Origin of the sequence: Streptomyces sp. NPDC005878 (genome assembly GCF_040629815.1) — a bacterium.
Taxonomy (GTDB): Bacteria; Actinomycetota; Actinomycetes; order Streptomycetales; family Streptomycetaceae; genus Streptomyces.
On record NZ_JBEXWK010000013.1, the window covers coordinates 60,536 to 86,591 of the forward strand.

Below are 26,056 nucleotides of genomic sequence, written 5' to 3' on the forward strand. Positions count from 1 at the left end.
ACGCAAAGTGGACAATTGGCGAAAAGACATATCTCAGGGGCGATCCCCCAACCCGGTCGAGGAGCCCCGAGGCCCGCTCGACGACTTCACGATGGAACTGAACGTCGCCGGACGCCTGCCGGGCGGCCCGTCGGCGCAGGATCCCGTGCGGGCCGGGACGCGGATCCCGACGCAGGGCTGGTCCCCGTCCGAGGAGCGGACCCAGGTCCAGCCGCAGGCGCAGACGCGGGTCCAGCCCCGGGCACACGCGCAGGTCCAGCACCAGGCCCACACGCAGGCCCAGCCCGAGGTGCGGGTCGACATCCAGGCGCCGGTCGCCGGCGCTGACCCGGACGGCCCCGTCTTCGTGGACGAGAGCGGCCGCCGCGGCAAGAACCTGCGCCGGCTCGGCTGGGTCTTCGGCCTGGCATGCACCTGCTACGCCGTGATGCTCGTCGGCAGTCTGCTCGGCGGCAGCTCCCGCGCGCCCTGGCTCGGCATACCCGGGCCCGCCGCCAAGGAGAAGAAGACCGAGACCGTCCAGGTCACCCCCGCCCCCACCGAGTCGCACACCCCCCGCCCCGCCACCGTCAGGCCCGGCGTCCCCGCCAAGAGCAGGACGCACCCCACGGCCACCGGATCCGGGCGGCCCAAGGCCTCCGGCACCCCCAAGCCGGCCAAGTCCAGCCACCCCGCGAAGCCCGCCCCCGCCTCCCCGCGCCCCCGCACCTCGCAGACCGCGAAGCCGACCGGCGGCCACTCGGCGGGCCCCGGCCTCCCCACCGCTTCGTCCGGCAGCCCGACAGGACTGTCGACGAAGCCGACTCCGCCCTCTGGAGCCAGTACGTGAAAGCCCCTCGCCGCAGGACCCCTCGCACGGGTCCCGGTACGTCCCGCAAGCCCAGGCGCCGCAAGCCGCCCATGCGGTACCTGCTGCCCCTGCTCTTCCTCGTCGCCCTCTTCGCGATGCTGATGCTGCGCGGGTACGTCCACAACGAGATACTCGCCGACCACCGCATACGCCCCGAGGCATCCACCGGCAAGGTGCCCGAGCGCATCCTGGACGGCGGCCCGGTCATCGACGCGCGGGGCACGGCCAAGCCCACCAGCCTCGACATCCCCCAGCACAAGCTGGTGCTCACCTTCGACGACGGTCCGGACCCCACCTGGACCCCGAAGGTGCTCGACCAGCTGAGGAAGTACCACGCGCACGGCGTCTTCTTCGTCACCGGCGCCAACGCCGCCCGCTACCCCGGACTGATCAAGCGGATGGTCGACGAGGGCCACGAGGTCGGCCTGCACACCTTCAACCACCCCGACCTCTCCTACCAGTCGCACGCCCGCATCGACTGGGAGCTCGCACAGAACCAGCTCGCCCTCGAAGGCGCCGCCGGCATCCGCACGTCCCTCTTCCGGCCGCCGTACTCGTCGTTCGCGGATGCGATCGACGACCAGAACTGGCCGGTCATCCAGTACGTGGGCAGCCGCGGGTACATCACCGCGCTGGACTCCACGGACAGTGAGGACTGGCAGCGCCCGGGCATCGAGGCGATCATCAAGAACGCCACGCCCAAGCACGGCAGGGGCGCCATCGTCCTGATGCACGACTCCGGCGGCGACCGCTCGCAGACCGTGGCCGCGCTCGACACCTTCCTGCCCCGGCTCCAGGGCAAGGGCTACACGTTCGTGAACCTGACCGAGGCCCTGAACGCGCCAAGCGGCACACCCCGGTCACCGGCATGGACCTGTGGAAGGGCAAGGCGTTCGTCTTCGCGGTCCAGGTCTCCGAGCGCACCACCGACGTCCTGGTCGGCGGGCTCGCCGTGATCGGGGTGCTGGTCTTCGCCCGGTTCGGCCTGATGCTGATCCTGTCGTTCCTGCACGCGCGCAAGGTGCGGGGGCGCGGCTTCCGCTGGGGCCCGGAGGTCACCGAACCGGTCTCGGTGATCGTCCCGGCGTACAACGAGCGCGAGTGCATCGCCAACACCGTGCGCTCGCTGATGGCGAGCGACCACCCCATCGAGGTCCTCGTCGTCGACGACGGCTCCACCGACGGCACCGCGGACATCGTCGAGGCGATGTGGCTGCCGAACGTCCGGGTGATCCGCCAGCCCAACGGCGGCAAGCCGTCCGCCCTCAACAACGGCATCCGCAACGCCCGCTACGACATCGTCGTGATGATGGACGGCGACACCGTCTTCGAGCCGTCGACCGTACGCGAGCTGGTGCAGCCGTTCGGCGACCCGAAGGTCGGCGCGGTCGCGGGCAACGCCAAGGTGGGCAACCGCGACTCGCTCATCGGCGCCTGGCAGCACATCGAGTACGTGATGGGCTTCAACCTCGACCGCCGGATGTACGACGTGCTGGGCTGCATGCCGACCATCCCCGGCGCGGTCGGCGCCTTCCGCCGCACCGCCCTGGAGCGGGTCGGCGGCATCAGCGAGGACACCCTCGCCGAGGACACCGACGTCACCATGGCCATGCACCGCGACGGCTGGCGCGTGGTGTACGCGGAGAACGCGCGCGCCTGGACCGAGGCCCCCGAGTCCGTCCAGCAGCTCTGGTCCCAGCGCTACCGCTGGTCGTACGGCACGATGCAGGCGATCTGGAAGCACCGCGGCGCCGTCTTCGAGCGCGGCCCCTCGGGCCGCTTCGGCCGCGTGGGCCTGCCGCTGGTGTCGCTGTTCATGGTCCTGGCCCCCCTGCTGGCCCCCCTGATCGACGTGTTCCTCCTCTACGGCCTGGTCTTCGGCCCGACCCAGAAGACCGTCGTGGCGTGGCTGAGCGTGCTGCTGATCCAACTGGTCTGCGCGGCCTACGCCTTCCGCCTGGACCGCGAACGCCTCACCCACCTGGTGTCGCTCCCGCTCCAGCAGATCCTCTACCGCCAGCTGATGTACGTGGTGCTCCTCCAGTCCTGGATCACCGCCCTCACCGGCGGCCGCCTGCGCTGGCAGAAGCTGCGGCGCACGGGCGTGGTGGAGGCGCCGGGGGGCATCCCCAGCCAGCGCGGCAGCAAGGAGAACGTCGACCGGAGGCCCGTCGCATGACCGCACCGATACCCCAGCCCTTCGTCGAGGTGCCCGCGGCCGTGGCCGCGGTGAGCGCCGAGACGAAGCCCAAGGCGTCGGGCCGCGACCGCTATCTGGACCTGCTGCGCTCGCTCGCGCTCGTCCGCGTGGTCGTCTACCACCTCTTCGGCTTCGCCTGGCTCTCGATCGTCTTCCCGTCGATGGGCGTGATGTTCGCGCTCGCCGGATCGCTGATGGCGCGCTCGCTGAGCCGGCCCGCCTGGAGCGTCATCCGCGGCCGGCTGCGGCGGCTGCTGCCGCCGATGTGGGCGTTCGGCGCGGTGATCCTGGCCGCGATGTTCGCGGCGGGCTGGAAGCCGGACAAGGAGCAGGGCCTGTGGTGGTGGGCCAAGCTCTTCAACTACCTGGTGCCGGTGGGCACCCCGCCCTTCCCGTGGTCGATCGGCCACAAGGACGGCATGCTGGAGCAGACCTGGGCCGTCCAGGCGGCCGAGCCGCTCTGGTACCTGCGGGCCTATCTGTGGTTCGTGCTCGCCTCGCCGCTGCTGCTGAAGCTGTTCCGCAAGCTGCCCTGGGCGGTGCTGCTGGCCCCGCTGGCGCTGACGGCGGTCCTGGGGACCGGTGTGGTCACCATCCCCGGCGACACCGGTGCGGTGATCACCGACTTCGTCACCTACGCGGCCTGCTGGGTGCTCGGCTTCGCGCACCACGACCGGCTGATCCAGAAGCTGCCGCGCTATCTGCTGGTGTCCTGCGCGTCGATGGTGATGGCGTTCGGCCTGTGGTGGGCCTCCGGGCACCCCACCCAGGACGGCTGGGACCTCAACGACATCCCGCTGGCGCAGGCCACCTGGTCGTTCGGCTTCTGCGCGATCCTGCTGGCCTACTCGCCGTCCTGGCCGCAACTGCCGGGCCGGCTGGCCCGCTCCGACCGCCTGGTCACGCTCTCCAACAACCGGGCCGTCACGATCTACCTGTGGCACAACGCGCTGATCGCCGCTGCCGTGCCGCTCCTCGACCAGCTGTGGAACGTCCCCGGCATCGGCTCGCACTTCGACGGATTCCTGACCACGACCTATGACGAGTGGATGTTCGTCCTGGTCTGGCCGCTGATCGGGCTGATGATCCTGTCCACGGGCTGGATCGAGGACGTGGCGGCCAAGCGCAGCCCCCGGCTCTGGCCGGACGGCAGGGCGCGGGACCGCCGCAAGCACTGACGGCGGCCCGTCGGCCGGATCGCGGTACCCGAGGGCCCGGAGCACTGCTCCGGGCCCTCGCGCCGTGCCCGGCCCTGCCCCACACCCTGTGCGACTGCGGACACCCCCCGTTCCCGACAAACCCCCCTTCCCCCAGGATCACCCCGTACAGGCGTGCTCACACAGCAGGGACCGGTGCCGTGAGGGCGGGGGAGGGGGGCGGCCTCACCGCATCCGGCCTTCGTCCGTGAACACAAGGTTGCCCCGTGGTCACGCGGCGGCACGGGGGTGAAATGCGGCCTCCCTACCGTCGGTGTCCGGAAACAGCCAGCGGGGGCGGTCCCGCGCGCCGCAGCGCTACGACCCGTCGATCAGGGAGGCGTCATGAAAGGCCGTTGGATCGAGGAGTGGGATCCCGAGGACGAGGTGTTCTGGGAGCGGACCGGGGAGCGGATCGCCCGGCGCAACCTCTGGTTCTCGGTGTTCTCCGAGCACATCGGGTTCTCCATCTGGACCATGTGGTCGGTCATGGTCCTGTTCATGGGGCCCGCCTACCACGTCGACCCCGCCGGGAAGTTCTTCCTGATCTCCACCGCCACCGCCGTCGGCGCGGTCGTGCGGATTCCCTACACCTTTGCCGTCGCCAAGTTCGGTGGCCGGAACTGGACCATCTTCAGCGCGCTGTCGCTGCTGGTGCCCGCGGGCGCCGCGTTCGCCGTGATGGAGCCCGGTACCTCGTACACGACCTTCATGCTCGTCGCCGCCCTCGCCGGCATCGGCGGCGGGAACTTCGCCTCCTCCATGACCAATATCAACTCGTTCTTCCCGCTGCGGAAGAAGGGGTGGGCGCTCGGGCTCAACGCCGGGGGCGGCAACATCGGGGTGCCCGTCGTGCAGCTCATCGGGCTGCTCGTCATCGGGACCGCCGGGGCCACGCACCCGCGGATCGTGCTCGGGGTGTACGTGCCGCTCATCGTGGCCGCCGCCCTCGGCGCCGCGCTGAAGATGGACAACCTCGCGCCCGTGAAGAACGACACCGGCGCCGCCCTGGAGGCCGTCCGCGAGCGGCACACCTGGATCATGGCGTTCCTGTACGTCGGGACCTTCGGGTCGTTCATTGGCTACAGCTTCGCCTTCGGGCTCGTCCTCCAGACGCAGTTCGGGCGCACCCCGCTCCAGGCCGCCTCCCTCACCTTCATCGGGCCGCTGCTCGGCTCGGTGATCCGGCCCATCGGCGGCTCGCTCGCCGACCGGGTCGGCGGGGCGAGGATCACGCTGTGGACGTTCGCCGCGATGGCCGCCGCGACCGGGGTAGTGATCTTCGCTTCCGTACAGAAGTCCCTCGGGGTCTTCCTCGTCGGCTTCATCGCGCTCTTCGTGCTCAGCGGGCTCGGCAACGGCTCCACGTACAAGATGATCCCGGCGATCTTCCAGGCCACGGCCGTCTCCCGGGGCATGGAGGGCGAGACCGCCGCGGCGTACGGGCGGCGGCTCTCCGGGGCCGCCATGGGGCTGATCGGCGCCGTCGGGGCGCTCGGCGGCCTCGGGATCAACCTCGCCTTCCGCCAGTCGTTCATGACGGGCGGTACCGGAACCGCCGCCTTCGTCTCCTTCCTCGCCTTCTACGCGGCCTGTTTCACGACCACTTGGGCGGTATACCTTCGCCGCCCGGTCAGCGCACCGACCGCGTCCGAGCCCGTATACGCCGAGGTCTGACGAGGTCTAATAGGTCCTACGGGGCGCGCGCGCCCGCCCCCGCCGTAACGCGGGGGACACGCGCGCGAACCGAGCCTGTCACGCGGGGTTGGCAGGCTCGGGCCAGCCGCCGCACCACCCCGGTTGGAGAGCCATGGTCGACACACAGCACGGACCCCTCGCGGGGTTCACGGTCGGAGTCACCGCCGCCCGCCGCGCCGACGAGCTGGGGGCGCTCCTGCAGCGGCGCGGCGCCGCCGTGGTGCAGGCGCCCGCCCTGCGGATCGTGCCGCTCGCCAACGACGGCGAACTGCTCTCGGCCACCAAGGAGCTGATCGACGAGCCGCCGCACATCGTCGTCGCCACCACCGCGATCGGCTTCCGGGGGTGGGTGGAGGCCGCCGACGGCTGGGGGCTCGGCGAGTCACTGCTCGCCCGGCTCGGCGCCACCGAGCTGCTCGCGCGCGGCCCGAAGGTCAAGGGCGCGATACGGGCGGCCGGGCTCACCGAGGAGTGGTCGCCCTCGTCCGACTCGATGGCCGAGGTCCTGGACCGGCTCCTGGAGCAGGGCGTCGAGGGCCGCCGGATAGCCGTGCAGCTGCACGGCGAGCCGCTGCCCGGCTTCGTGGAGGCGCTGCGGGCGGGCGGCGCCCAGGTCGTCGGCGTCCCCGTCTACCGGTGGCTGCCGCCCGAGGACCTCGGCCCGCTCGACCGGCTGCTCGACCTCACCCTGAGCCGCGGCGTGGACGCGCTCACCTTCACCAGCGCGCCCGCCGCCGCCTCCCTCTTCTCCCGGGCCGAGGAGCGCGGGCAGCTCCCCGAGCTGCTGCGGGCGCTCGACCGGGACGTGCTGGCCGCGTGCGTCGGGCCGGTCACCGCGCTGCCGCTCCAGGCGCGCGGGATCAAGACGGTCTCGCCCGAGCGGTTCCGGCTCGGGCCGCTGGTGCAGCTGCTCTGCTGCGAACTGCCCGCCCGGGCGCGGGCCCTGCCGATCGCCGGGCGCCGGGTGGAGATCCGCGGCCACGCGGTCCTGGTCGACGGCGAGGTGCGGCCCGTCCCGCCCGCCGGGATGTCGCTGCTGCGCGCCCTCGCCCAGCAGCCCGGCTGGGTCGTCTCCCGCGCCGACCTGCTCAGGGCGCTGCCCGGCTCGGGCACCGACGAGCACGCCGTGGAGACCGCGATGACCCGGCTGCGTACGGCCCTGGGCGCCCCCAAGCTCATCCAGACCGTGGTCAAGCGCGGCTACCGGCTGGCCCTCGACCCCGCGGCGGACGCGAAGTACGCGGACGGCTGAGGAGCGGCCGCCCGGGGGAGCCGCCCCCGGGCGGGCGCCGGTCGGGGCGCGGCCGGCAGGAGGGCTTCCGGCGCCGCCGATGGGCGGGCACTCTGGGGGTACGGCACGCACCGGCAACCCCCAAGGCGGTGGCGCATGTTGCGGTTCGACTCCGGGCGGATCTGTCTGGATCTGGTGGCGACCGGGACGTACGACAGCGATCAGCTGGACGGCGCCGGGCGGCTCGGACAGTGGCTCGTCGGCGCCGGACTCGTGCCGCCGGGCACCCCCCTCCCGGAGGCGGACGGGCAGTGGCCGGCGCGCTTCGCCGAACTGCGCGAGCACATCCGGGATCTGGTCGACGCCGAGCTCGGCGGGCGCGGCGGGACGGCCACGGCCGCGCTGGAGCGGGTCAATGCCCTGGCCGCCGCCGCACCCCCGGGCGTACGTGCGATCCGCGGCGCCGACGGGCGGCTGGTGCGCAGCCTCAGCGACGCCCCCGACTGCACCGCGCTGCTCGCCGTGGTCGCCCGGGACGCGGTGGAGCTGCTCACCGACCCGCAGGACCGGTCCCGGCTGCGCCGGTGCGAGGGCGACAACTGCTTCCGGCTCTACCTCGACACCTCGCGCGGACGGCGCCGGCGCTGGTGCTCCAGCGAGGTGTGCGGCAACCGCGAGCGCGTGGCGCGCCACCGGCGGCGCACGGCCGCCGCGGCTCTGTGAGACCCGGCCGGTCGGCCGGGCCGTGAGACCCGGCCGGTCAGCCGGGCCGCGGGGCCGCCAAACATTTCTCGGCCATCGTTTGAATGGATGCGGTCAACCGCCCGTATGGAGAGGTGAGCCGGAACGCGACCCGCGCGCCGGCCGGGTCTCGACCGGGAGGTTCTGGTGCGCAAGGATGCCGCCGTGGCCGATGACCGTCCGCAAGGCGCCCGGCACCGCTCCGTCCCCGACGAGGAGCTGATGCGGGCGCTCTACCGCGAACACGCGGGCCCGCTGCTCGCGTATGTGCTCCGTCTCGTCGCCGGCGACCGCCAGCGAGCCGAGGACGTCGTGCAGGAGACGCTCATCCGTGCCTGGAAGAACGCCGGTCAGCTCAACAGAGCGACCGGTTCGGTCCGCCCCTGGCTGGTGACGGTCGCACGGCGCATCGTCATCGACGGCCACCGCAGCCGGCAGGCCCGGCCGCAGGAGGTCGATCCGTCGCCGCTGGAGGTCATGCCCGCGGAGGACGAGATCGACAAGGCGCTGTGGCTGATGACGCTCTCGGACGCGCTCGACGACCTGACACCCGCACACCGCGAGGCGCTGGTCGAGACGTACTTCAAAGGACGTACGGTCAATGAAGCGGCCGAAGTGCTGGGTGTGCCGAGCGGGACCGTCAGGTCCCGGGTGTTCTACGCCCTGCGGTCCATGAAACTCGCGTTGGAGGAACGGGGGGTGACGGCATGAGCACGCCGGAGTACCAGTCCGAGCACGAGGCGGTCGCCGCGTACGCGCTCGGCATCCTCGACGACGCCGAGGCCACCGCCTTCGAGGCCCATCTGGCGGGCTGCGAGCTGTGCGCCGCCGAGCTCGACCGGCTCGGCGGGCTGGAGCCGCTCCTGGCCACCCTGAAGGAGTTCCCCGGGCCCGCCGCGCGGCCGCTGCGCCCGGCGCCGCCGAGCATGAGCGAGCGGCTCATCGACGAGGTGGCGGCGCGCCGGGCCAGGCGCAGGCGCCGCACCACCTACCTGGTGGCGGCGGCCGCCGCGCTGATCGTGGGCGGCCCGGCGATCGCCGTGGTGGCCACCTCCGACGGCGGTACGCGCCAGAGCGCCGGTGCCGAGCCGCACCCGACCAGCCCCGCCGAGGACGCCTTCTTCAACCACATGACCCAGAAGGTGGCGGCGACCGACGCCACGACCGGGGTCACCGCGACCGTCGGCACCGAGAAGAAGGGCTGGGGCACCCACACCGTCCTCCAGCTCAAGAACGTGAAGGGCCCGCTCAAGTGCAGCCTCATCGCGGTCGGCCGCGACGGCGCGCAGGAGACCGTGACCACCTGGGCGGTGCCGAAGTGGGGATACGGGATCAAGGACAGCCCGCACAAGGAGGCGGAGTACCCGCTCTATGTGCACGGCGGTACCGCCATGAACCGGGACGAGATTGATCATTTCGAGGTCCGGACCCTCGACGGCAAGGCCCTGGTGGACGTCCCGGCCTGAGCGGTGACCGGCCGGGCGGCCGGTCACCGCCTGACAGACCCGCCCCCTTGGCGTACGGTTGACGGCTGCCCAATGCACGTCAGAAGGGGGCCCCGGTGGCCGCGCAGGAAGCCGCTGTCGACTCGGTCAGAGACCGTGAGACCGGAGTCGAACAGGAACACCTGGACAGGGTGTACCGCCGCCTGGAGGAGAAGATCCACGAGGCGGAGTTCCTGATGAACGACGCCGCCCAGCGCGGCCAGGTGGGAACGCCCGGAGCCCTGGCGGAACGGGACGCCCAGGTCTTCCGGGCCGGGATCCACCTCAACCGCCTCAACAACGAATTCGAGGACTTCCTCTTCGGCCGGATCGACCTCCTCCTCGGCCAGGACGGCAAGAAGGGCCCCGACGGGGCCTACACGGCCGTGGAGCCCGCCGAGGGGGCCGTACGGGAGGACGCGAGCGGCAAGTACGCCGAGATCGCCGAAACGCTCCACATCGGCCGTATCGGCGTCCTGGACTCCGACTACGCCCCGCTGGTCATCGACTGGCGCGCGCCCGCCGCCGCGCCGTTCTACCGCTCCACCCCGGTCGACCCCGGCCGGGTGGTGCGCCGCCGCGTCATCCGCTCCAAGGGCCGCAAGGTGCTCGGCGTCGAGGACGACCTGATGCGCCCGGAGCTCACCGCCACCCTCGACGGCGCCGAGCTGGCGGTGGTCGGCGACGGCGCCCTGATGGCCGCGCTCGGCCAGGCCCGCAGCCACACCATGCGGGACATCGTGGCGTCCATCCAGGCCGAGCAGGACCTGGTGATCCGGGCGCCCGCCGCGTCCGTCACCTACGTGGAGGGCGGCCCCGGCACCGGCAAGACCGCCGTCGCGCTGCACCGCGCCGCGTACCTGCTCTACCAGGACCGCCGCCGGTACGCGGGCGGCATCCTCATCGTCTCCCCGACCCCGCTGCTCGTGGCGTACACCGAGGGCGTGCTGCCCTCGCTGGGCGAGGAGGGCCAGGTGGCGATCCGCGCGGTCGGCAGCCTGGTCGACGGCGCCGAGGCCACGGCGTACGACGAGCCGGCCGTCGCCCGGATCAAGGGCTCCTCCCGGATGCTCCACGTGCTGCGCAAGGCGGCGCGCGGAGCCCTGGAGACGGCCGGTCCGGCGCGCGCCAGGAACCGGCGGGGCGCCCCCGCCCGGGACCACGGGCAGCTCGCCCTCGGTGAGGAGGGCGCGGAGGCCGGGGTCGCCGGAGAGGCCGGGGAGACCGGGGAGAGCGCCGCCCGGGCGGTCGCGACCCCCACCCGGCTGCGCGTCGTCGCCTTCGGGCGGCGCGTGGAGCTGGAGGCCGAGGAGCTGCGCCGCATCCGGCACGCCGCGCTGTCCGGCACCGCGCCGGTCAACCTGCTGCGCCCGCGCGCCCGCAAGCTGCTCCTGGACGCCCTATGGAGCAGATCGGGCGCGGCCGGCCGCCACACGGACCCCGAGCTGGCCGCCGAGCTGCGCTCCTCCTTCGACGACGACATCACCTCCGAGGACACCTTCATCGCGTTCCTGGACGCCTGGTGGCCCGAGCTCACCCCGCGCGGGGTGCTCGCGGCGATGGGCGACGAGCGGCGTCTGGGCCGCTGGGCGCGGCGGGTCCTGACGCCGGGGGAGACCCGGCGCCTGGCCCGTTCGCTCTCCCGGCTCGACGCGAGCGGTCAGGGCCCCCTTTCGGTGCACGACGTGGCGCTCCTGGACGAGCTCCAGACGCTGCTGGGCACCCCGGCCAGACCCAGGAAGAAGCGCGAGTACGACCCGCTGGACGCGCTCACCGGCCTGGAGGAGCTGATGCCGCAGCGCGAGGAGACCCAGCGCGAGCGGGCCGAGCGGCTGGCGCTCGAGCGCACCGAGTACGCCCACGTCATCGTCGACGAGGCGCAGGACCTCACGCCGATGCAGTGGCGCATGGTCGGCCGCCGGGGCCGCACGGCCACCTGGACGGTCGTCGGGGACCCGGCCCAGTCGTCCTGGTCCGACCCGGACGAGGCGGCCGCCGCCCGCGACGAGGCGCTGGGCTCGCGCCCGCGCCGGCGCTTCGAGCTGACCGTGAACTACCGCAACCCGGCGGAGATCGCCGAGCTGGCGGCACGAGTGCTGGCGCTGGCGATGCCGGGCATGAAGTCCCCGGCGGCGGTCCGCTCCACCGGCGTCGAGCCGCGCTTCGCGGTGGCCGGTCCCGATCTCGCCCAGTCGGTGCGGGAGGAGGCGGCCCGGCTGCTGGAGCGGGTCGACGGCACGGTCGGCGTGGTGGTCGCGATGCGGCGCCGCGACCAGGCCGCGCGCTGGCTGGCGGGTCTCGGGGAGCGGGTGGTGGCGCTCGGCAGCCTGGAGGCGAAGGGGCTGGAGTACGACGCGACGGTGGTGGTCTCCCCGGCGGAGATCGCCGACGAGTCGCCGGCCGGGCTGCGCGTGCTGTACGTGGCGCTCACCCGGGCGACCCAGCAGCTCACCGTGGTCTCGGGCGAGGGCGACGAGCCGGACGCGGACGGGGTGCCGGACCTGCTGCGGGACTGAGGGCGGGGAGCGCCGGGACGCCCGGGAAGTCCGGAATGCCGGGAGCTTCGAAAAATCCGCCGAAGTCAACGCGCGATGGTCGAATCACTTGCCGGAGTGGTTTGTTAGCCTGGTTGTGGCACCGGCTCGATCCAAGCCCCCGGGCCCAACCTTAGTCGCTTCGAGCGACCACTTGCCGCGAGGCGAGCATGGCGGGCCGGTGTCTCAGCGTGAGCGACAGGCCCACGTCATCCTCGGATGACGTGGGCCTGTTGTGCTGTCCGGGTCTTCCGCCGATCGATCATCTCTCGTATGGTGGAAACTGTTTTCCGGAACGAGGGCCCCGTTACCGGCTACCAGCCGGTAGGTGCGAACATCGGATGGCGTTGCCCGGCCACAGCCCGGGTCGGCGTGAGCAACGAAGCTAGGGAAAGCAGAGGAACCCGGTCATGGCAACGGCGCCCAGCGTCTCGTACTCGATGACGGTCAGGCTGGAGGTGCCCGCCAGCGGAACGGCGGTCTCCCAGCTCACCACGGCCGTGGAGTCCTCCGGCGGTTCGGTCACCGGCCTCGACGTGACCGCCTCCGGCCACGAGAAGCTGCGGATCGACGTCACCATCGCGGCCACCTCCACCTCGCACGCCGACGAGATCGTCGGCAAGCTGCGCGGCATCGAGGGCGTCACGCTCGGCAAGGTCTCCGACCGTACGTTCCTGATGCACCTCGGCGGCAAGATCGAGATGGCGTCCAAGCACCCCATCCGCAACCGTGACGACCTCTCGATGATCTACACCCCGGGTGTCGCCCGGGTGTGCATGGCCATCGCCGAGAACCCCGAGGACGCCCGCCGCCTCACCATCAAGCGCAACTCGGTCGCGGTCGTCACCGACGGCTCCGCCGTCCTCGGCCTCGGCAACATCGGCCCCAAGGCCGCGCTGCCGGTCATGGAGGGCAAGGCGGCCCTGTTCAAGCGGTTCGCCGGCATCGACGCCTGGCCGCTCTGCCTGGACACCCAGGACACCGACGAGATCGTCGCGATCGTCAAGGCGATCGCCCCCGGCTTCGCGGGCATCAACCTGGAGGACATCTCCGCCCCCCGCTGCTTCGAGATCGAGGCACGCCTGCGCGAGGCCCTGGACATCCCGGTCTTCCACGACGACCAGCACGGCACCGCGATCGTCGTCCTGGCCGCGCTGACCAACGCGCTGCGCGTGGTGGGCAAGGGCATCGGGGACGTACGGGTCGTCATGTCCGGCGCGGGCGCGGCCGGTACGGCCATCCTCAAGCTGCTGCTGGCGGCCGGCGTGAAGAACGCGGTCGTCGCCGACATCCAGGGCGTCGTCCACTCGGGCCGCGCGGACCTGAACGGCGCCGGCGCCGGCTCCGACATGGCCGCGCTGCGCTGGATCGCCGAGAACACCAACCCCGAGGGCCTCACGGGCACGCTGCGCGAGGCCGTGGCCGGCGCGGACGTCTTCATCGGCGTCTCCGCCCCCAACGTCCTGAACGGCGACGATGTGGCCACGATGGCCGAGGGCGCCATCGTCTTCGCGCTCGCGAACCCCGACCCCGAGGTCGACCCGGCCGTCGCGCGCCAGACCGCGGCCGTGGTCGCCACCGGCCGCTCGGACTTCCCGAACCAGATCAACAACGTGCTGGTCTTCCCCGGTGTCTTCCGCGGCCTCCTGGACGCCCAGTCGCGTACGGTCAACACGGACATGATGCTGGCCGCCGCGACGGCGCTCGCCGACGTGGTGACCGAGGACGAGCTCAACCCGAACTACATCATCCCGTCGGTCTTCAACGACAAGGTCGCGGGCGCGGTGGCGGGCGCGGTGCGTACGGCGGCCCAGGCGGCGTCCGCCTGAGCTCCGGCGCGTCGTGGGATGCGGGGCTGTGGGGCCGCCCGTAGGGTGGCGGACCATGAACCGCATCCGCCCCGGCGGTTCCAGCGAGTCTCCAGGGAGTCGACGGAGCGTCACCACGACGGGGGTCTGGCGCTTTTCGTGTGACTCCGAAGGGTGCCGGATTGGCTTTACCGCCACAGGTGGGGGCAGGATGCTCCCCCAAGGACTTCGTCCAGGGGGGACCCCCAGGACGCGAGGTCGTGCACACGGACCCGGGTCCGGGGACTGTCCGAGGGCCCTGGCAGCATCGGCTTCGCTGTACCCAACATGCGGCTTCCGCCGCGTGGCACGCCTCACAGGCAAGAAGAACACGGGAGTAAGAACATGAACCGCAGTGAGCTGGTGGCCGCGCTGGCCGACCGCGCCGAGGTGACCCGCAAGGACGCCGACGCCGTTCTGGCCGCTCTCGCCGAGACGGTCGGCGAGGTCGTCGCCAAGGGCGACGAGAAGGTCACCATCCCCGGCTTCCTGACGTTCGAGCGCACCCACCGGGCCGCTCGTACCGCTCGTAACCCGCAGACCGGCGACCCGATCGACATCCCGGCCGGTTACAGCGTCAAGGTCTCCGCGGGCTCGAAGCTCAAGGAAGCCGCGAAGGGCAAGTAAGCGCCCTGAGCAGGCCGCTTGGCTGAACGATGAGGGCGGCCACCCCCGTGGAGGGGGGTGGCCGCCCTCCGTCGCGCCCAGGGGCGTGCACGGGCCGCCTGTTGCCCGCTCCTCGCCCGCGGACGGCCGGCCGACTGGCCGCGCGGTTCCCCGCGCCCCTATTCGGCCCGGTCGCTTCGTCTGCGGACGGGTGGTGGGCTGGTCGCGCAGTTCCCCGCGCCCCTTGTCGGCCGGTGGTTCGTCTGCGGGCCGTCTGTGGCTGGTCGCGCAGTTCCCCGCGCCCCTTGTCGGGCCGGTGGTTCGTCTGCGGGTGCGCTGTGGCTGGTCGCGCAGTTCCCCGCGCCCCTTTTCCGCCGGGGGTTCGTCTGCGGGCTGTCCGTGGCTGGCCGCGCAGTTCCCCGCGCCCCTTCGGGGGCCGGGCTTTGTCTGCGGGTTGTGGGTGGGTTGCTCGCGCAGTTCCCCGCGCCCCTGGGTGCCTAGGGGCGCGGGGAACTGCGCGGGCAACCCAGCACGGTCCGCAGACGAAAGTATCCGGGGCCGGGGCCGAAGGCCCGGGACGGGACCGGGGCGCAACCCGGGATGGGAGCCGGGGGCGCAGGTCCCGGGACGGGACGCGGGGCCGGGGCGTAGGCCCGAAACGGGGGCCGGGGGCGGGCCCGGGACCGGGGGCGCGGGTCCCCGGAAATGGGGCCGCCCCCTCCCGGCCCCCGGAGGGTTCAGGGAAGGGGCGGGGTGGGGGAGACCCCGGGGGTCAGCTCAGCGCCCCGTTGGGCAGCTCCACCTTCGCCCCCAGCTCCACCAGCTTCTCCATGAAGTTCTCGTAGCCACGGTTGATCAGATCGATCCCGTGGACCCGCGACGTCCCCTGCGCCGCCAGCGCCGCGATCAGGTACGAGAACCCGCCCCGCAGGTCCGGGATCACCAGATCCGCGCCCTGGAGCTTCGTGGGCCCGCTCACGACCGCCGAGTGCAGGAAGTTGCGCTGCCCGAAGCGGCAGTCCGAGCCGCCCAGGCACTCCCGGTACAGCTGGATGTGCGCACCCATCTGGTTCAGCGCCGACGTGAAGCCGAGCCGCGACTCGTACACCGTCTCGTGGACGATCGACAGGCCCGTGGCCTGCGTCAGGGCCACGACGAGCGGCTGCTGCCAGTCGGTCTGGAAGCCGGGGTGGACGTCCGTCTCCAGCGCGATCGACTTCAGCGAGCCGCCCGGGTGCCAGAACCGGATGCCCTCGTCGTCGATCTCGAAGGCGCCGCCGACCTTCCGGTACGTGTTCAGGAACGTCATCATCGAGCGCTGCTGGGCGCCGCGGACGTAGATGTTGCCCTCGGTCGCCAGCGCGGCGGACGCCCAGGAGGCGGCCTCCAGACGGTCCGAGAGGGCGCGGTGGGTGTACCCGCCGAGCTTGTCGACACCGGTGATCCGGATCGTCCGGTCCGTGTCCATGGCGATGATCGCGCCCATCTTCTGCAGTACGCAGATGAGGTCCTCGATCTCGGGCTCCACGGCCGCGTTGGAGAGCTCGGTCACACCCTCGGCCAGCACGGCCGTGAGCAGCACCTGCTCGGTCGCGCCCACCGACGGGTAGGGCAGCCGGATCTTGGTGCCGCGCAGCCGCTGCGGGGCCTCCAGGTACTGGCCGTCCGCGCGCTTCTCGATCGTCGCGCCGAACTGCCGCAGCACCTCGAAGTGGAAGTCGATCGGCCGGCCGCCGATGTCGCAGCCGCCCAGGCCCGGGATGAAGGCGTGGCCGAGGCGGTGCAGCAGCGGGCCGCAGAGCAGGATCGGGATGCGGGAGGACCCCGCGTGCGCGTCGATGTCCGCGACGTTCGCGCTCTCGACGTGCGAGGGGTCGAGGACCAGCTCACCCGGCTCCTCACCGGGGCGGACCGTCACGCCGTGCAGCTGGAGCAGCCCGCGTACGACGCGCACGTCACGGATGTCGGGCACATTGCGCAGCCGGCTCGGACCGCTGCCGAGCAGGGCGGCGACCATCGCCTTCGGCACGAGGTTCTTGGCGCCGCGAACGCGGATCTCGCCCTCCAGCGGAGTGCCGCCGTGGACAAGCAGTACATCGTCTGTGCCGGTCATGTATCTCGCGTTCCGGAATCGTCGGGCAGGGGGCCAGAGAAAAGGGTAAGGGGCTTCTACCCATGTCCTGTATGGCCAAGGGGGGTTCGCAAGCGTAATGAATTCGCCACAACACGCTCCGCTCAGCCCCGTTCGGCGGAGGGTCACCACCGGGGCCCGCCGGGCAAGCCGGTGCGCCCCATTGCTGCCGTGCGCTCCCCCTCGGGGGCGAAGATGCGGGATCATGTCCGCATGACCGAGGTGTCCTCGCTCACAGGGCGGCTGCTCGTCGCCACCCCCGCCCTCGCGGATCCGAACTTCGACCGCGCGGTGGTGCTGCTCCTCGACCACGACGAGGAGGGCTCGCTCGGCGTGGTCCTCAACCGTCCGACCCCGGTGGGCGTCGGCGACATCCTGGAGCCGTGGGCGTCCCTGGCCGGTGAGCCCGGCGTGGTCTTCCAGGGCGGCCCGGTCTCCCTGGACTCCGCGCTCGGCGTCGCCGTGATCCCCGGCGACGAGGGCCCCCTCGGCTGGCGCCGGGTGTACGGGGCGATCGGCCTCGTCGACCTGGAGGCGCCCCCGGAGCTGCTCGCCGCCGCCCTCGGCTCGCTGCGCATCTTCGCCGGGTACGCGGGCTGGGGCCCCGGCCAGCTGGAGGCCGAGCTGACGGACGGGGCCTGGTACGTGGTGGAGTCCGAACCCGGCGACGTCTCCTCCCCGGAGCCGGAGTCCCTGTGGCGCGCGGTGCTGCGCCGCCAGCGCAGCGAGCTGGCGATGGTGGCGACGTACCCGGACGACCCTTCGCTGAACTGATGCCGCCGCGCTTCAGTAGGCTAGGAACTTATGAGCACTCTTGAGCCCGAGCGCGGGGCAGGTACGGGGACCCTCGTCGAGCCGACGCCGCAGGTGTCGAACGGCGACGGCGACCACGAGCGCTTCGCCCACTACGTCCAGAAGGACAAGATCATGGCGAGCGCGCTCGACGGCACCCCCGTCGTCGCGCTCTGCGGCAAGGTCTGGGTGCCGGGCCGCGACCCGAAGAAGTACCCGGTGTGCCCCATGTGCAAGGAGATCTACGAGTCCATGGGCGCCGGCGGCGACAAGGACAAGGGCGGGGACGGCAAGGGCAAGAAGTAGCGCCCTTCGGGGTGCGGCGCGCTGTCGTCGGCGGGCCGTGCCCGGTCGGTGCCCCGCGCCGTTTCCCGCGCCCCGGGGCACCTGGGAGCGCTGGGGCGCGGGGAATGGCGCGACCAGCCACAGACGGCCCGCCCGCGCAGACCCCGCGCCCCTGGGCCCGCCCCCGGCAAGCTCCCGCGCCGGTAGGCGGCCCGCCTCCGTAGGTCCCCGCGCCTGTAGGTCCCCGCGCCGGTAGGTGGCCCGCCTCCGTAGGTCCCCGCGCCTGTAGGTGGCCCACCTCCGGCAGGCTCCCGCCCCCCGTAGGCTCCCGCGCCGGTAGGTGGCCCGCCCCCGGCAGGCTCCCGCGCCGGTAGGTGGCCCGGCCCCCCGGCAGGCTCCCGCGCCTTCAGGCGGCCCGCCCCCGCACCCCTGGGCCGCCCGCCCCACAGCCCCGCCCCACAGCCCCGGCCCGCAGCCCCGGCCCTCCAGGGCGCCCCGCAGCCCCCCGGCGCCCCCGGGCTACCGTGTGCCCCATGGCCATGGACCACGTGGATCTCGTTCCGGCGCCCGCCTCCGTGCACCACGGGGAGGGCGTCTTCGTCCTGGGGGAGGCGACCGCGCTCGCGGCCGGCCCCGGCACCGAGGGCGTGGCCCGCTGGTTGCGCGCGGTCCTCGGCGCGGCGCTCGCCCGCCCGCTGCCGCCCGGACAGCCCGGCGCCCCGGACACCGTGACCCTGCGCCTCGACCCGGCCCTCGCCCCCGAGGCGTACCGGCTCACCGTGGGGACAGCGGCGGTCGAGCTCGCCGGGGGCGGCCCGGCCGGGGTGTTCTGGGGTGCGCAGACCCTCCGCCAGCTGCTCGGCCCCGACGCGTACCGCAGGGCGTGCGCGGACCCGGGCGCGGAGCGCGCCGTCGCCTGCCAAGTCGTCGAGGACGCGCCGCGGTTCGCCTGGCGCGGCCTGATGCTGGATGTTTCACGCCACTTCATGCCCAAGGACGGCGTGCTGCGCTATCTGGATCTGCTCGCCGCGCACAAGCTCAACGTCTTCCACTTCCACCTCACCGACGACCAGGGCTGGCGCCTGGAGATCAAGCGCTTCCCGCGCCTCACGGAGGTCGGCGCCTGGCGCTCGCGGACCAAGTACGGCCATCGCGCGTCGCCGCTGTGGAACGAGGCGCCGCACGGCGGCTTCTACACCCAGGACGACATCCGCGAGATCGTCGCGTACGCCGCCGAGCGGCATATCTCGGTGGTTCCGGAAATCGACATCCCGGGCCACTCACAGGCGGCCATCGCCGCGTACCCGCACCTGGGCAACACCGACGTCATCGACACCACCCGCCTCTCCGTCTGGGACACCTGGGGCGTCAATCCGAACGTACTCGCCCCCACTGACAGCACCCTCCGCTTCTACGAGGGAGTGCTCGAAGAAGTCCTCGCGCTCTTCCCCGCCGCCACGTCGCCCTTCGTGCACATCGGCGGCGACGAGTGCCCCAAGGACCAGTGGAAGGCGTCCCCGGCCGCGCGGGCGCGCATCGAGGAGCTGGGGCTGGCCGGCGAGGACGAGCTCCAGTCGTGGTTCATCCGCCACTTCGACCGCTGGCTCACCGAGCGGGGCCGCCGCCTCATCGGCTGGGACGAGATCCTGGAGGGCGGCCTGGCGCCCGGCGCGGCCGTCTCCTCCTGGCGCGGCTACGCGGGCGGCATCGAGGCCGCCCGCGCCGGTCACGACGTGGTCATGTGCCCCGAGCAGCAGGTCTACTTGGACCACCGGCAGGCGGACGGGCCCGACGAGCCGATGCCCATCGGCTACGTACGGACCCTGGAGGACGTCTACCGCTTCGAGCCCGTGCCGCCCCAGCTCACCGAGGCCGAGGCGCGGCACGTGCTGGGCACGCAGGCCAACGTCTGGACCGAGGTGATGCAGGACCAGGGGCGCGTGGACTACCAGGTGTTCCCCCGGCTCGCGGCGTTCGCCGAGGTCGCGTGGTCGGCGCTGCCCGCCCCCGCCGCGCGCGACTTCGCCGGGTTCGAGCGCCGAATGCGCGCGCACTACGCCCGACTTGACGCCCTCGGCGTCGACTACCGGCCGCCCGGCGGCCCGTTGCCGTGGCAGCGGCGCCCCGCCCCGGAGAAAATGGAAGGCGGCCTCGGACGCCCGATCGACGGGCCGCCCCCGAACGTGTGAGGTGAGGGGCAAGACGGTGACCGGCCGCCCGCGACCCTGGAACGGTGATCGGTGACAGTCCCGTACGGATAAGTCGTACAACCACCGTGAATCCGGACCAATCCCCTGGTGGGGGACGGAACTGTCCTTCGCGGACCCTCGCGTCGGGCGGCTCGGAAGATGTGCCAGAGTTGCCACGTCCGGGCTGTGAGCACGTACCGTACGGCCAACGCGCAGCAACACAGCCACACACCGGCGGGACAGCCGGGACGGCCGGGACACCGGGAAGGGGCAGCTGGGTTGACCACGCACGCACCGCAGGCGGCGCAGTCGGTGACACTGCCGGCCTCGCTCGACGAGGCCGTGGCGGCGCTCGCCGCCATGCCCGCCGCCGTGCCCGTCGCGGGCGGCACCGATCTGATGGCGGCGGTGAACCGGGGCCTGCTGCGCCCCGCGGGCCTCGTCGGCCTCGGCCGGATCAACGAGATCCGCGGCTGGCAGTACCAGGACGGCCACGCCCTGCTCGGCGCGGGGCTCACCCACGCGCGGATGGGGCGCCCGGACTTCGCGGCGCTCATCCCGGCGCTCGCCGCCGCCGCGCGCGCCGCCGGTCCCCCGCAGATCCGCAACGCGGGCACCCTGGGCGGCAACATCGCCTCGGGCGCGCCCACCGGAGACGCGCTGCCCGTGCTCGCCGCGCTGGAGGCCACGCTGGTCATCGCCGGCCCCGAGGGCGCACGCCGGGAGATCCCGGTCTCGCACCTGCTGGCCGGGCGCGAGCTGCTGGCCCCCGCCGAGCTGATCGGCCACGTCCGCGTGCCGCTGCTGCACGCCCCCCAGGTGTTCCTCAAGGCGACCGGCCGCACCGGCCCCGGCCGCGCCACCGCCTCGGTCGCGGTCGTCCTTGACCCGGCCCGGCGCGGGGTGCGCTGCGCGGTCGGCGCGATCGCGCCGATGCCGCTGCGGCCCCTGGAGGCCGAGCGCTGGATCGCCTCCCTGATCGACTGGGACGGCGAGCGGGCGGCGCTGGCCCAGGAGGCGCTGAGCGCCTTCGGCGAGTACGTGGCCGCCGCCTGCATCCCGGACCCGGCACCGGCGGCCGACGGCACGGAGCCCCCCGCGCTGTCGCCCGCCGTCCTGCACCTGCGGCGCACGGTCGCCGCACTGGCCCGACGAGCACTGGGGAGGGCGCTGTCGTGAGCGACAACCACGGCAACCACGGCAACCACGCCGACGAGGGCGTGCGGGGGACGGGCGGCTGGCAGCCGGTCCCGCAGGGCGGCGAGTACGACGACGGCGCGACCGCCTTCGTCCAGCTGCCCGCGGACCTGGACGCGCTGCTCGGCGGCGACCCGCTGGCCGCGCCCGGGCACGGCTATGTGCCGCCGATGATCGTGCCGTTGACGCCCGCCGCCGCGACCGACCCGGCCTCCACCGGCACCTGGACGTTCCCGGCGCAGCAGGCCGAGCCGGACCGGGGCGAGAGCCAGGTGCGCTCGGTGCGGTGGCCCGACGCGTCCGCGCACCCGCGGCCCGAGCCGGACCCGCTGAACGATCCGCTGGGGGACGCGCCGCAGGACCCGCACGCCACCGGCCAGTGGACGTATCCGGACGACCCGGCGCTGAACGGGCAGATGTCCGGCCAGTGGACGATCCCGGTCGCCGGTGGTGAACTGCCGGATGAATCGGGCGAATTCAGTACATCCTCTCTGATCGAGCAGTGGGGTACGACGCCTCCGGCGACCCTGCCCGGCGGCGCGTCCGCGCCCTGGGCGACCGAGCAGCCGCAGCCGCACCCCGAGCCGTCGCCGCACCCCGAGCCGCTCGCGGAGGCGGGCCCCGAGGCCGGTGACGCGCGCGTGGAGGACTTCGCGCAGGCCCACCACCAGGCCTCCCTCGACGCCCACGGGGCCTCCCTCGACCTCTCGGAGGCCCTGGACGCACCGGCCGTCCCCGCGCCCGTACGCGAGGAACCGGTCCTGTCCTGGAACGCGCCCGGCCCCGGCGCGACCCTGCCCGGCGGCGCGCCCGCGCCCTGGGCGGCCGCGCTGGCCACGGAGGTACGCCAGGAGCTCCCCGAGGAGCTGCCCGTACCCGAGCACGAGCACGAGGACGTACGGGCGCAGGCGGAGGAGCCGGACGGGTCCGACGCGGAGCCGACCGAGGGGGAGCCGGTCGGCAGCGCCCCGGCCGCCCACCCGCTGCCCGCCGCCGAGCCGCTGCCCGCCGACCACCCGCTGCCCGAGGCCGTCCACGCCCACGAGCCGCCCGTCCACGCCGACGAGCGGCCCGCCCACGCCGAGCAGGCCCAGCCGCTCCCGGAGCCCGAGCCCGAGCCCGCCCCGGACCCCCTCCAGGACGCGGCACCGGACCCCGGGCCCGTACCCGTGGCCGCTCTCCACCCCGAGCCCGAGCCGCAGCTGCCGCCCGCCGCCGACCTGGAGCACCCCCGTGCCTCCTACGTCCTGCGCGTCAACGGCACCGACCGGCCCGTCACCGAGGCGTGGGTCGGCGAGTCGCTGCTCTACGTACTGCGTGAGCGCCTGGGGCTCGCCGGGGCCAAGGACGGCTGCTCGCAGGGCGAGTGCGGCGCGTGCAACGTGCAGGTCGACGGCCGGCTGGTCGCCTCCTGCCTGGTGCCCGCCGCCACCACCGCGGGCTCCGAGGTACGGACGGTCGAGGGCCTCGCCGCCGACGGCCGGCCCTCCGACGTCCAGCGCGCGCTGGCCGCGTGCGGGGCCGTGCAGTGCGGCTTCTGCATCCCCGGCATGGCCATGACCCTCCACGACCTGCTGGAGGGCAACCACGCGCCGACCGAGCTGGAGACCCGGCAGGCGCTCTGCGGCAACCTCTGCCGCTGCTCCGGCTACCGGGGCGTGCTCGACGCCGTACGCGAAGTGGTCGCCGGGCGCGAGGCGCAGACGGCCGCGGCGGGCGAGGCGGCGGCCGCCCAGGCGTCCGGCCAGACACCGGGGCACCCCACCGCGACCGGCGAAGAAGCCCGTATTCCGCACCAGGCGGGACCCGGCGCGGGCGGCGTCCAGCCCCCGCACACGCACGACGGAGGCATGGCGTGAGCAACGACGCAGCCACCGCGACGACCGCGGCGGTCGACGGGACGGGCACCGGGCCGGAGCAGCCGACCGCGCCCACCCACGGCCTCGGCGCCTCGCTGCGCCCCGCCGACGCGCGCGCCAAGACCGAGGGCACCTTCCCGTACGCCGCCGACCTGTGGGCCGAGGGCCTGCTGTGGGCGGCCGTGCTGCGCTCGCCGCACGCCTCGGCCCGGATCGTCTCGATCGACACCTCGGCCGCGGCCGCGATGCCGGGCGTACGGGCCGTGGTGACCCACGCCGACGTCCCCGGCGACGCCTCCCACGGCCGGGGGATCGCCGACCGCCCGGTCTTCGCCTCCGACGTCGTACGCCACCACGGCGAGCCGATCGCCGCGGTGGCCGCCGACCACCCGGACACGGCCCGGCTGGCGGCGGCGGCGATCGCCGTCGAGTACGAGCCGCTCGAACCGGTCACCGACCCGGAGAAGGCGTTCGGCGCCGAACCGCTGCACCCCGACGGCAACCTGATCCGCCACATCCCGCTCCAGTACGGCGACCCGGACGTCACCGGCGAGGTCGTGGTGGAGGGCCTGTACCGGATCGGCCGCCAGGACCCGGCCCCGATCGGCGCCGAGGCCGGGCTCGCGGTGCCGCGCCCCGACGGCGGGGTGGAGCTCTACACCGCCTCCACCGACCCGCACGCCGACCGGGACCTCGCGGCGGCGTGTTTCGGCCTGGACCCCGAGCGGGTGAAGGTGGTCGTCACGGGCGTGCCCGGCGCCACCGGCGACCGCGAGGACCTGGGCTTCCAGCTCCCGCTCGGCCTGCTCGCCCTGCGCACCGGCTGCCCGGTGAAGCTCACGGCGACGCGCGAGGAGTCCTTCCTCGGCCACGCCCACCGCCACCCCACGCTGCTGCGCTACCGCCACCACGCCGACGCCGAGGGCCGCCTGGTCAAGGTGGAGGCGCAGATCCTGCTGGACGCGGGCGCGTACGCGGAGGCGTCCTCGGAGTCCCTGGCGGCGGCCGTGGCCTTCGCCTGCGGCCCGTACGTGGTGCCCCACGCCTTCGTCGAGGGCTGGGCGGTCCGTACGAACAACCCGCCCTCCGGCCACGTCCGGGGCGAGGGCGCGATGCAGGTGTGCGCGGCGTACGAGGGCCAGATGGACAAGCTGGCGGCGAAGCTGGGCCTGGACCCGGCGGAGCTGCGCCTGCGCAACGTGCTGGCGACGGGCGATCTGCTCCCGACCGGCCAGACGGTGACGTGCCCCGCGCCGGTGGCCGAACTCCTCACGGCCGTACGCGACTTCCCGCTCCCCACCCTGCCCAAGGACGACCCGGAGGACGACTGGCTGCTGCCGGGCGGCCCCGAGGGCGCGGGCGAGCCGGGCGCGGTGCGCCGGGGCGTCGGCTACGCCCTCGGCATGGTGCACATGCTCGGCGCCGAGGGCACCGACGAGGTGTCCACGGCCACCGTCAAGGTGCAGGACGGCGTGGCCACGGTGATCTGCGCGGCGGTCGACACGGGCCAGGGCTTCACCACGCTGGCCCGCCAGATCGTCCAGGAGACGCTGGGCATCGAGGAGGTCCACGTGGCCCCCGTCGACACGGACCAGCCCCCGGCCGGCCCGGCGTCGCACGGCCGCCACACCTGGGTGTCGGGCGGGGCGGTGGAACGCGCGGCCAAGATGGTCCGCACCCAGCTCCTGCAACCCCTGGCGCACAAGTTCGGCATGTCGACGGAGCTGCTCCAGATCGCCGACGGCAAGATCACGTCGTACGACGGCGTGCTGTCCACGACGGTCACCGAGGCGATGGACGGCAAGGAGCTGTGGGCCACGGCCCAGTGCCGCCCGCACCCCACCGAGCCCCTGGACGAGACGGGCCAGGGCGACGCCTTCGTGGGCCTCGCCTTCTGCGCGATCCGCGCGGTGGTCGACGTGGACATCGAGATCGGCTCGGTCCGCGTGGTGGAGCTGGCGGTGGCCCAGGACGTGGGCCGCGTCCTCAACCCCGCGCAGCTGGCGGCCCGTATCGAGGCGGGCGTGACGCAGGGGGTGGGCGCGGCGCTGACGGAGAACCTCCGCACGGCCCGCGGCCTGGTCCGCCACCCCGACCTGACGGGCTACGCCCTCCCCACGGCCCTGGACGCCCCCGACATCCGCATCGTGAAGCTGGTGGAGGAGCGCGACGTGGTGGCTCCCTTCGGCGCGAAGGCGGCGAGCGCGGTACCGGTGGTGACGAGCCCCGCGGCGATCGCCTCGGCGGTCCGCGCGGCCACGGGCCGCCCGGTCAACCGCCTCCCGATCCGCCCGCAGGCGGCGGTGGTGACGGTGGGGGGCGCGTAGGCGGGTGACGGGGGCTGTCGTCTGTCGTCTGACGACGGACGACGGACGTCTGACGGCTGCTGAAGGTTGCCGGGCGGGGCCGACGGGTCCCGCCCGGCTTTGTCATGCCACGGGAACCCAACCGGTCACCCGTGTGTCCTCGTACGAGAAGGGATCGGTCAAGACCGAAAGCAGAGGGAGGAGTTCAGTCTGTCAGCGGCGCTGACTACAGTTGCTTTCGGAGCTGTACGGGGAACGGCGAACGGGGAGGCGACTGTGGCGCAGGATGGCAGCGGGGGCGTGGCGCCCGGGATGAGCGCGCTGGCGCCGGTGCTCGGGATGATGCCCGGGTTCGGAGCGGCGGCCGGTGCCGCCGTGGCAGTGGCGGCGGACATGGCCCGCGAGGCCGAGTCGATGCTCATCTTCAAGAAGCGGGTGGACGCGCTGCTCACCGAGCTCAACGAGTCCGAGGCCTCGTCGGTCAAGATCGGCGCGGACCGCCTGGCCAAGTCGGAGCTGGGACCGGACTCCTTCAAGGAGAGCGCGTTCCTGTACGGGGTGTACGAGGTCGTCCACGAGCAGATCGGCCAGCTCTCCAAGGCGCTGGGCATGCAGATCGAGGGCCTGTGCATCGCCGTACTGGCGGCGGAGAACGGCTACGACGGCGTGGACGCGGACGTCCGCGACCGCATGCGCGCGATCAGCGACGAGCTGCACAAGCAGTACGAGAGGTACGGCCCGGGCTCGACCCCGGGCGCGTCGCCGCAGGCCGACGGCCCCGCGCCGGACAAGGGCGCGACGGTCGGCGGGATCTGACGACCGGTGGGATCTGATGGCCGGCGGGATCTGATGACCGGTGGGATCTGATGGACGCGGCGCGCGCGGCACACGCGGCGTACGTGACGGGGGA

At 73.4% G+C, this 26,056-nt stretch carries 18 protein-coding genes and 1 pseudogene; 18 read left to right on the forward strand and 1 reads right to left on the reverse strand.

The window, feature by feature from the left end; all coding sequences use genetic code 11:
- Positions 1-91 precede the first annotated feature (91 nt).
- From ABZ404_RS20280 to ABZ404_RS20330, 11 genes and pseudogenes are all read left to right on the forward strand, one after another.
- Positions 92-829 (forward strand): hypothetical protein, encoded by a 738-nt coding sequence (locus ABZ404_RS20280; protein ID WP_358833513.1) that lies wholly within the window; start codon positions 92-94, stop codon positions 827-829.
- Positions 830-900: 71 nt separating this feature from the next.
- Positions 901-3,029 (forward strand): annotated as a pseudogene (locus ABZ404_RS20285) (bifunctional polysaccharide deacetylase/glycosyltransferase family 2 protein).
- Positions 3,026-4,228 carry an acyltransferase gene (locus ABZ404_RS20290; protein ID WP_358833514.1) on the forward strand — a complete coding sequence of 401 codons (1,203 nt, stop codon included), beginning with the start codon at positions 3,026-3,028 and terminating at the stop codon, positions 4,226-4,228. Before ABZ404_RS20285 ends, ABZ404_RS20290 begins: the two are co-directional and overlap by 4 nt.
- A 363-nt stretch (positions 4,229-4,591) precedes the next feature.
- Positions 4,592-5,923: a nitrate/nitrite transporter gene (locus ABZ404_RS20295; RefSeq protein WP_358833515.1), complete on the forward strand. Its 1,332-nt coding sequence runs from the start codon at positions 4,592-4,594 to the stop codon at positions 5,921-5,923.
- A gap of 133 nt (positions 5,924-6,056) precedes the next feature.
- Complete coding sequence (locus tag ABZ404_RS20300; RefSeq protein WP_358833516.1) at positions 6,057-7,196, forward strand: uroporphyrinogen-III synthase; 1,140 nt, start codon at positions 6,057-6,059, stop codon at positions 7,194-7,196.
- Between the two features lie 135 nt (positions 7,197-7,331).
- The gene (locus tag ABZ404_RS20305; RefSeq protein WP_358833517.1) at positions 7,332-7,898 is read left to right on the forward strand and encodes an ABATE domain-containing protein; all 567 of its coding nucleotides are present in this window, start codon (positions 7,332-7,334) and stop codon (positions 7,896-7,898) included.
- Positions 7,899-8,063: 165 nt separating this feature from the next.
- Complete coding sequence (locus tag ABZ404_RS20310) at positions 8,064-8,627, forward strand: sigma-70 family RNA polymerase sigma factor (RefSeq protein ID WP_101388525.1); 564 nt, start codon at positions 8,064-8,066, stop codon at positions 8,625-8,627.
- Complete coding sequence (locus ABZ404_RS20315; protein ID WP_358833518.1) at positions 8,624-9,382, forward strand: zf-HC2 domain-containing protein; 759 nt, start codon at positions 8,624-8,626, stop codon at positions 9,380-9,382. The genes ABZ404_RS20310 and ABZ404_RS20315 overlap by 4 nt, the downstream gene beginning before the upstream one ends.
- Positions 9,383-9,477: 95 nt before the next feature.
- On the forward strand, positions 9,478-11,916 hold the full coding sequence (locus tag ABZ404_RS20320; RefSeq protein ID WP_358833519.1) for a UvrD-helicase domain-containing protein: 2,439 nt from the start codon (positions 9,478-9,480) through the stop codon (positions 11,914-11,916).
- A gap of 428 nt (positions 11,917-12,344) precedes the next feature.
- Entirely contained in the window at positions 12,345-13,763 is a 1,419-nt protein-coding gene (locus ABZ404_RS20325) for an NAD-dependent malic enzyme (RefSeq protein ID WP_358833520.1), read from the forward strand.
- Between the two features lie 363 nt (positions 13,764-14,126).
- Entirely contained in the window at positions 14,127-14,408 is a 282-nt protein-coding gene (locus ABZ404_RS20330) for an HU family DNA-binding protein (protein ID WP_015033921.1), read from the forward strand.
- Between the two features lie 751 nt (positions 14,409-15,159).
- Here ABZ404_RS20330 and murA read toward each other — a convergent pair.
- A complete protein-coding gene (gene murA, locus ABZ404_RS20335) occupies positions 15,160-16,500 on the reverse strand; it encodes a UDP-N-acetylglucosamine 1-carboxyvinyltransferase (RefSeq protein WP_358837676.1) in 1,341 nt (446 codons plus the stop codon).
- A 231-nt stretch (positions 16,501-16,731) separates the two neighbouring features.
- Between murA and ABZ404_RS20340 the strand changes: the two genes are divergently transcribed.
- From ABZ404_RS20340 to ABZ404_RS20370, 7 genes are all read left to right on the forward strand, one after another.
- Positions 16,732-17,292: a YqgE/AlgH family protein gene (locus tag ABZ404_RS20340; RefSeq protein WP_358837677.1), complete on the forward strand. Its 561-nt coding sequence runs from the start codon at positions 16,732-16,734 to the stop codon at positions 17,290-17,292.
- A gap of 30 nt (positions 17,293-17,322) precedes the next feature.
- A complete protein-coding gene (locus tag ABZ404_RS20345) occupies positions 17,323-17,616 on the forward strand; it encodes a DUF3039 domain-containing protein (protein ID WP_358837678.1) in 294 nt (97 codons plus the stop codon).
- Positions 17,617-18,134: 518 nt separating this feature from the next.
- Complete coding sequence (locus ABZ404_RS20350) at positions 18,135-19,784, forward strand: beta-N-acetylhexosaminidase (protein WP_358835176.1); 1,650 nt, start codon at positions 18,135-18,137, stop codon at positions 19,782-19,784.
- A 279-nt stretch (positions 19,785-20,063) separates the two neighbouring features.
- A complete protein-coding gene (locus tag ABZ404_RS20355; RefSeq protein ID WP_358835166.1) occupies positions 20,064-20,963 on the forward strand; it encodes an FAD binding domain-containing protein in 900 nt (299 codons plus the stop codon).
- Positions 20,960-22,840: a (2Fe-2S)-binding protein gene (locus ABZ404_RS20360; protein WP_358835167.1), complete on the forward strand. Its 1,881-nt coding sequence runs from the start codon at positions 20,960-20,962 to the stop codon at positions 22,838-22,840. The genes ABZ404_RS20355 and ABZ404_RS20360 overlap by 4 nt, the downstream gene beginning before the upstream one ends.
- Positions 22,837-25,167: a xanthine dehydrogenase family protein molybdopterin-binding subunit gene (locus ABZ404_RS20365; protein WP_358835168.1), complete on the forward strand. Its 2,331-nt coding sequence runs from the start codon at positions 22,837-22,839 to the stop codon at positions 25,165-25,167. The genes ABZ404_RS20360 and ABZ404_RS20365 overlap by 4 nt, the downstream gene beginning before the upstream one ends.
- Before the next feature lie 255 nt (positions 25,168-25,422).
- Positions 25,423-25,962, forward strand: coding sequence for a hypothetical protein (locus tag ABZ404_RS20370; protein ID WP_358835169.1), 540 nt, complete (start codon positions 25,423-25,425; stop codon positions 25,960-25,962).
- Positions 25,963-26,056 lie beyond the last annotated feature (94 nt).

What these genes read in the sequence shown, in the direction of transcription:
- ABZ404_RS20280 (WP_358833513.1), top strand. Translation starts at nt 92, where the DNA reads ATGGAACTGAACGTCGCCGGACGCCTGCCGGGCGGCCCGTCGGCGCAG.
- ABZ404_RS20290 (WP_358833514.1), top strand. Translation starts at nt 3,026, where the DNA reads ATGACCGCACCGATACCCCAGCCCTTCGTCGAGGTGCCCGCGGCCGTG.
- ABZ404_RS20295 (WP_358833515.1), top strand. Translation starts at nt 4,592, where the DNA reads ATGAAAGGCCGTTGGATCGAGGAGTGGGATCCCGAGGACGAGGTGTTC.
- ABZ404_RS20300 (WP_358833516.1), top strand. Translation starts at nt 6,057, where the DNA reads ATGGTCGACACACAGCACGGACCCCTCGCGGGGTTCACGGTCGGAGTC.
- ABZ404_RS20305 (WP_358833517.1), top strand. Translation starts at nt 7,332, where the DNA reads ATGTTGCGGTTCGACTCCGGGCGGATCTGTCTGGATCTGGTGGCGACC.
- ABZ404_RS20315 (WP_358833518.1), top strand. Translation starts at nt 8,624, where the DNA reads ATGAGCACGCCGGAGTACCAGTCCGAGCACGAGGCGGTCGCCGCGTAC.
- ABZ404_RS20325 (WP_358833520.1), top strand. Translation starts at nt 12,345, where the DNA reads ATGGCAACGGCGCCCAGCGTCTCGTACTCGATGACGGTCAGGCTGGAG.
- ABZ404_RS20330 (WP_015033921.1), top strand. Translation starts at nt 14,127, where the DNA reads ATGAACCGCAGTGAGCTGGTGGCCGCGCTGGCCGACCGCGCCGAGGTG.
- murA (WP_358837676.1), bottom strand. Translation starts at nt 16,500, where the DNA reads ATGACCGGCACAGACGATGTACTGCTTGTCCACGGCGGCACTCCGCTG.
- ABZ404_RS20340 (WP_358837677.1), top strand. Translation starts at nt 16,732, where the DNA reads ATGACCGAGGTGTCCTCGCTCACAGGGCGGCTGCTCGTCGCCACCCCC.
- ABZ404_RS20345 (WP_358837678.1), top strand. Translation starts at nt 17,323, where the DNA reads ATGAGCACTCTTGAGCCCGAGCGCGGGGCAGGTACGGGGACCCTCGTC.
- ABZ404_RS20350 (WP_358835176.1), top strand. Translation starts at nt 18,135, where the DNA reads ATGGACCACGTGGATCTCGTTCCGGCGCCCGCCTCCGTGCACCACGGG.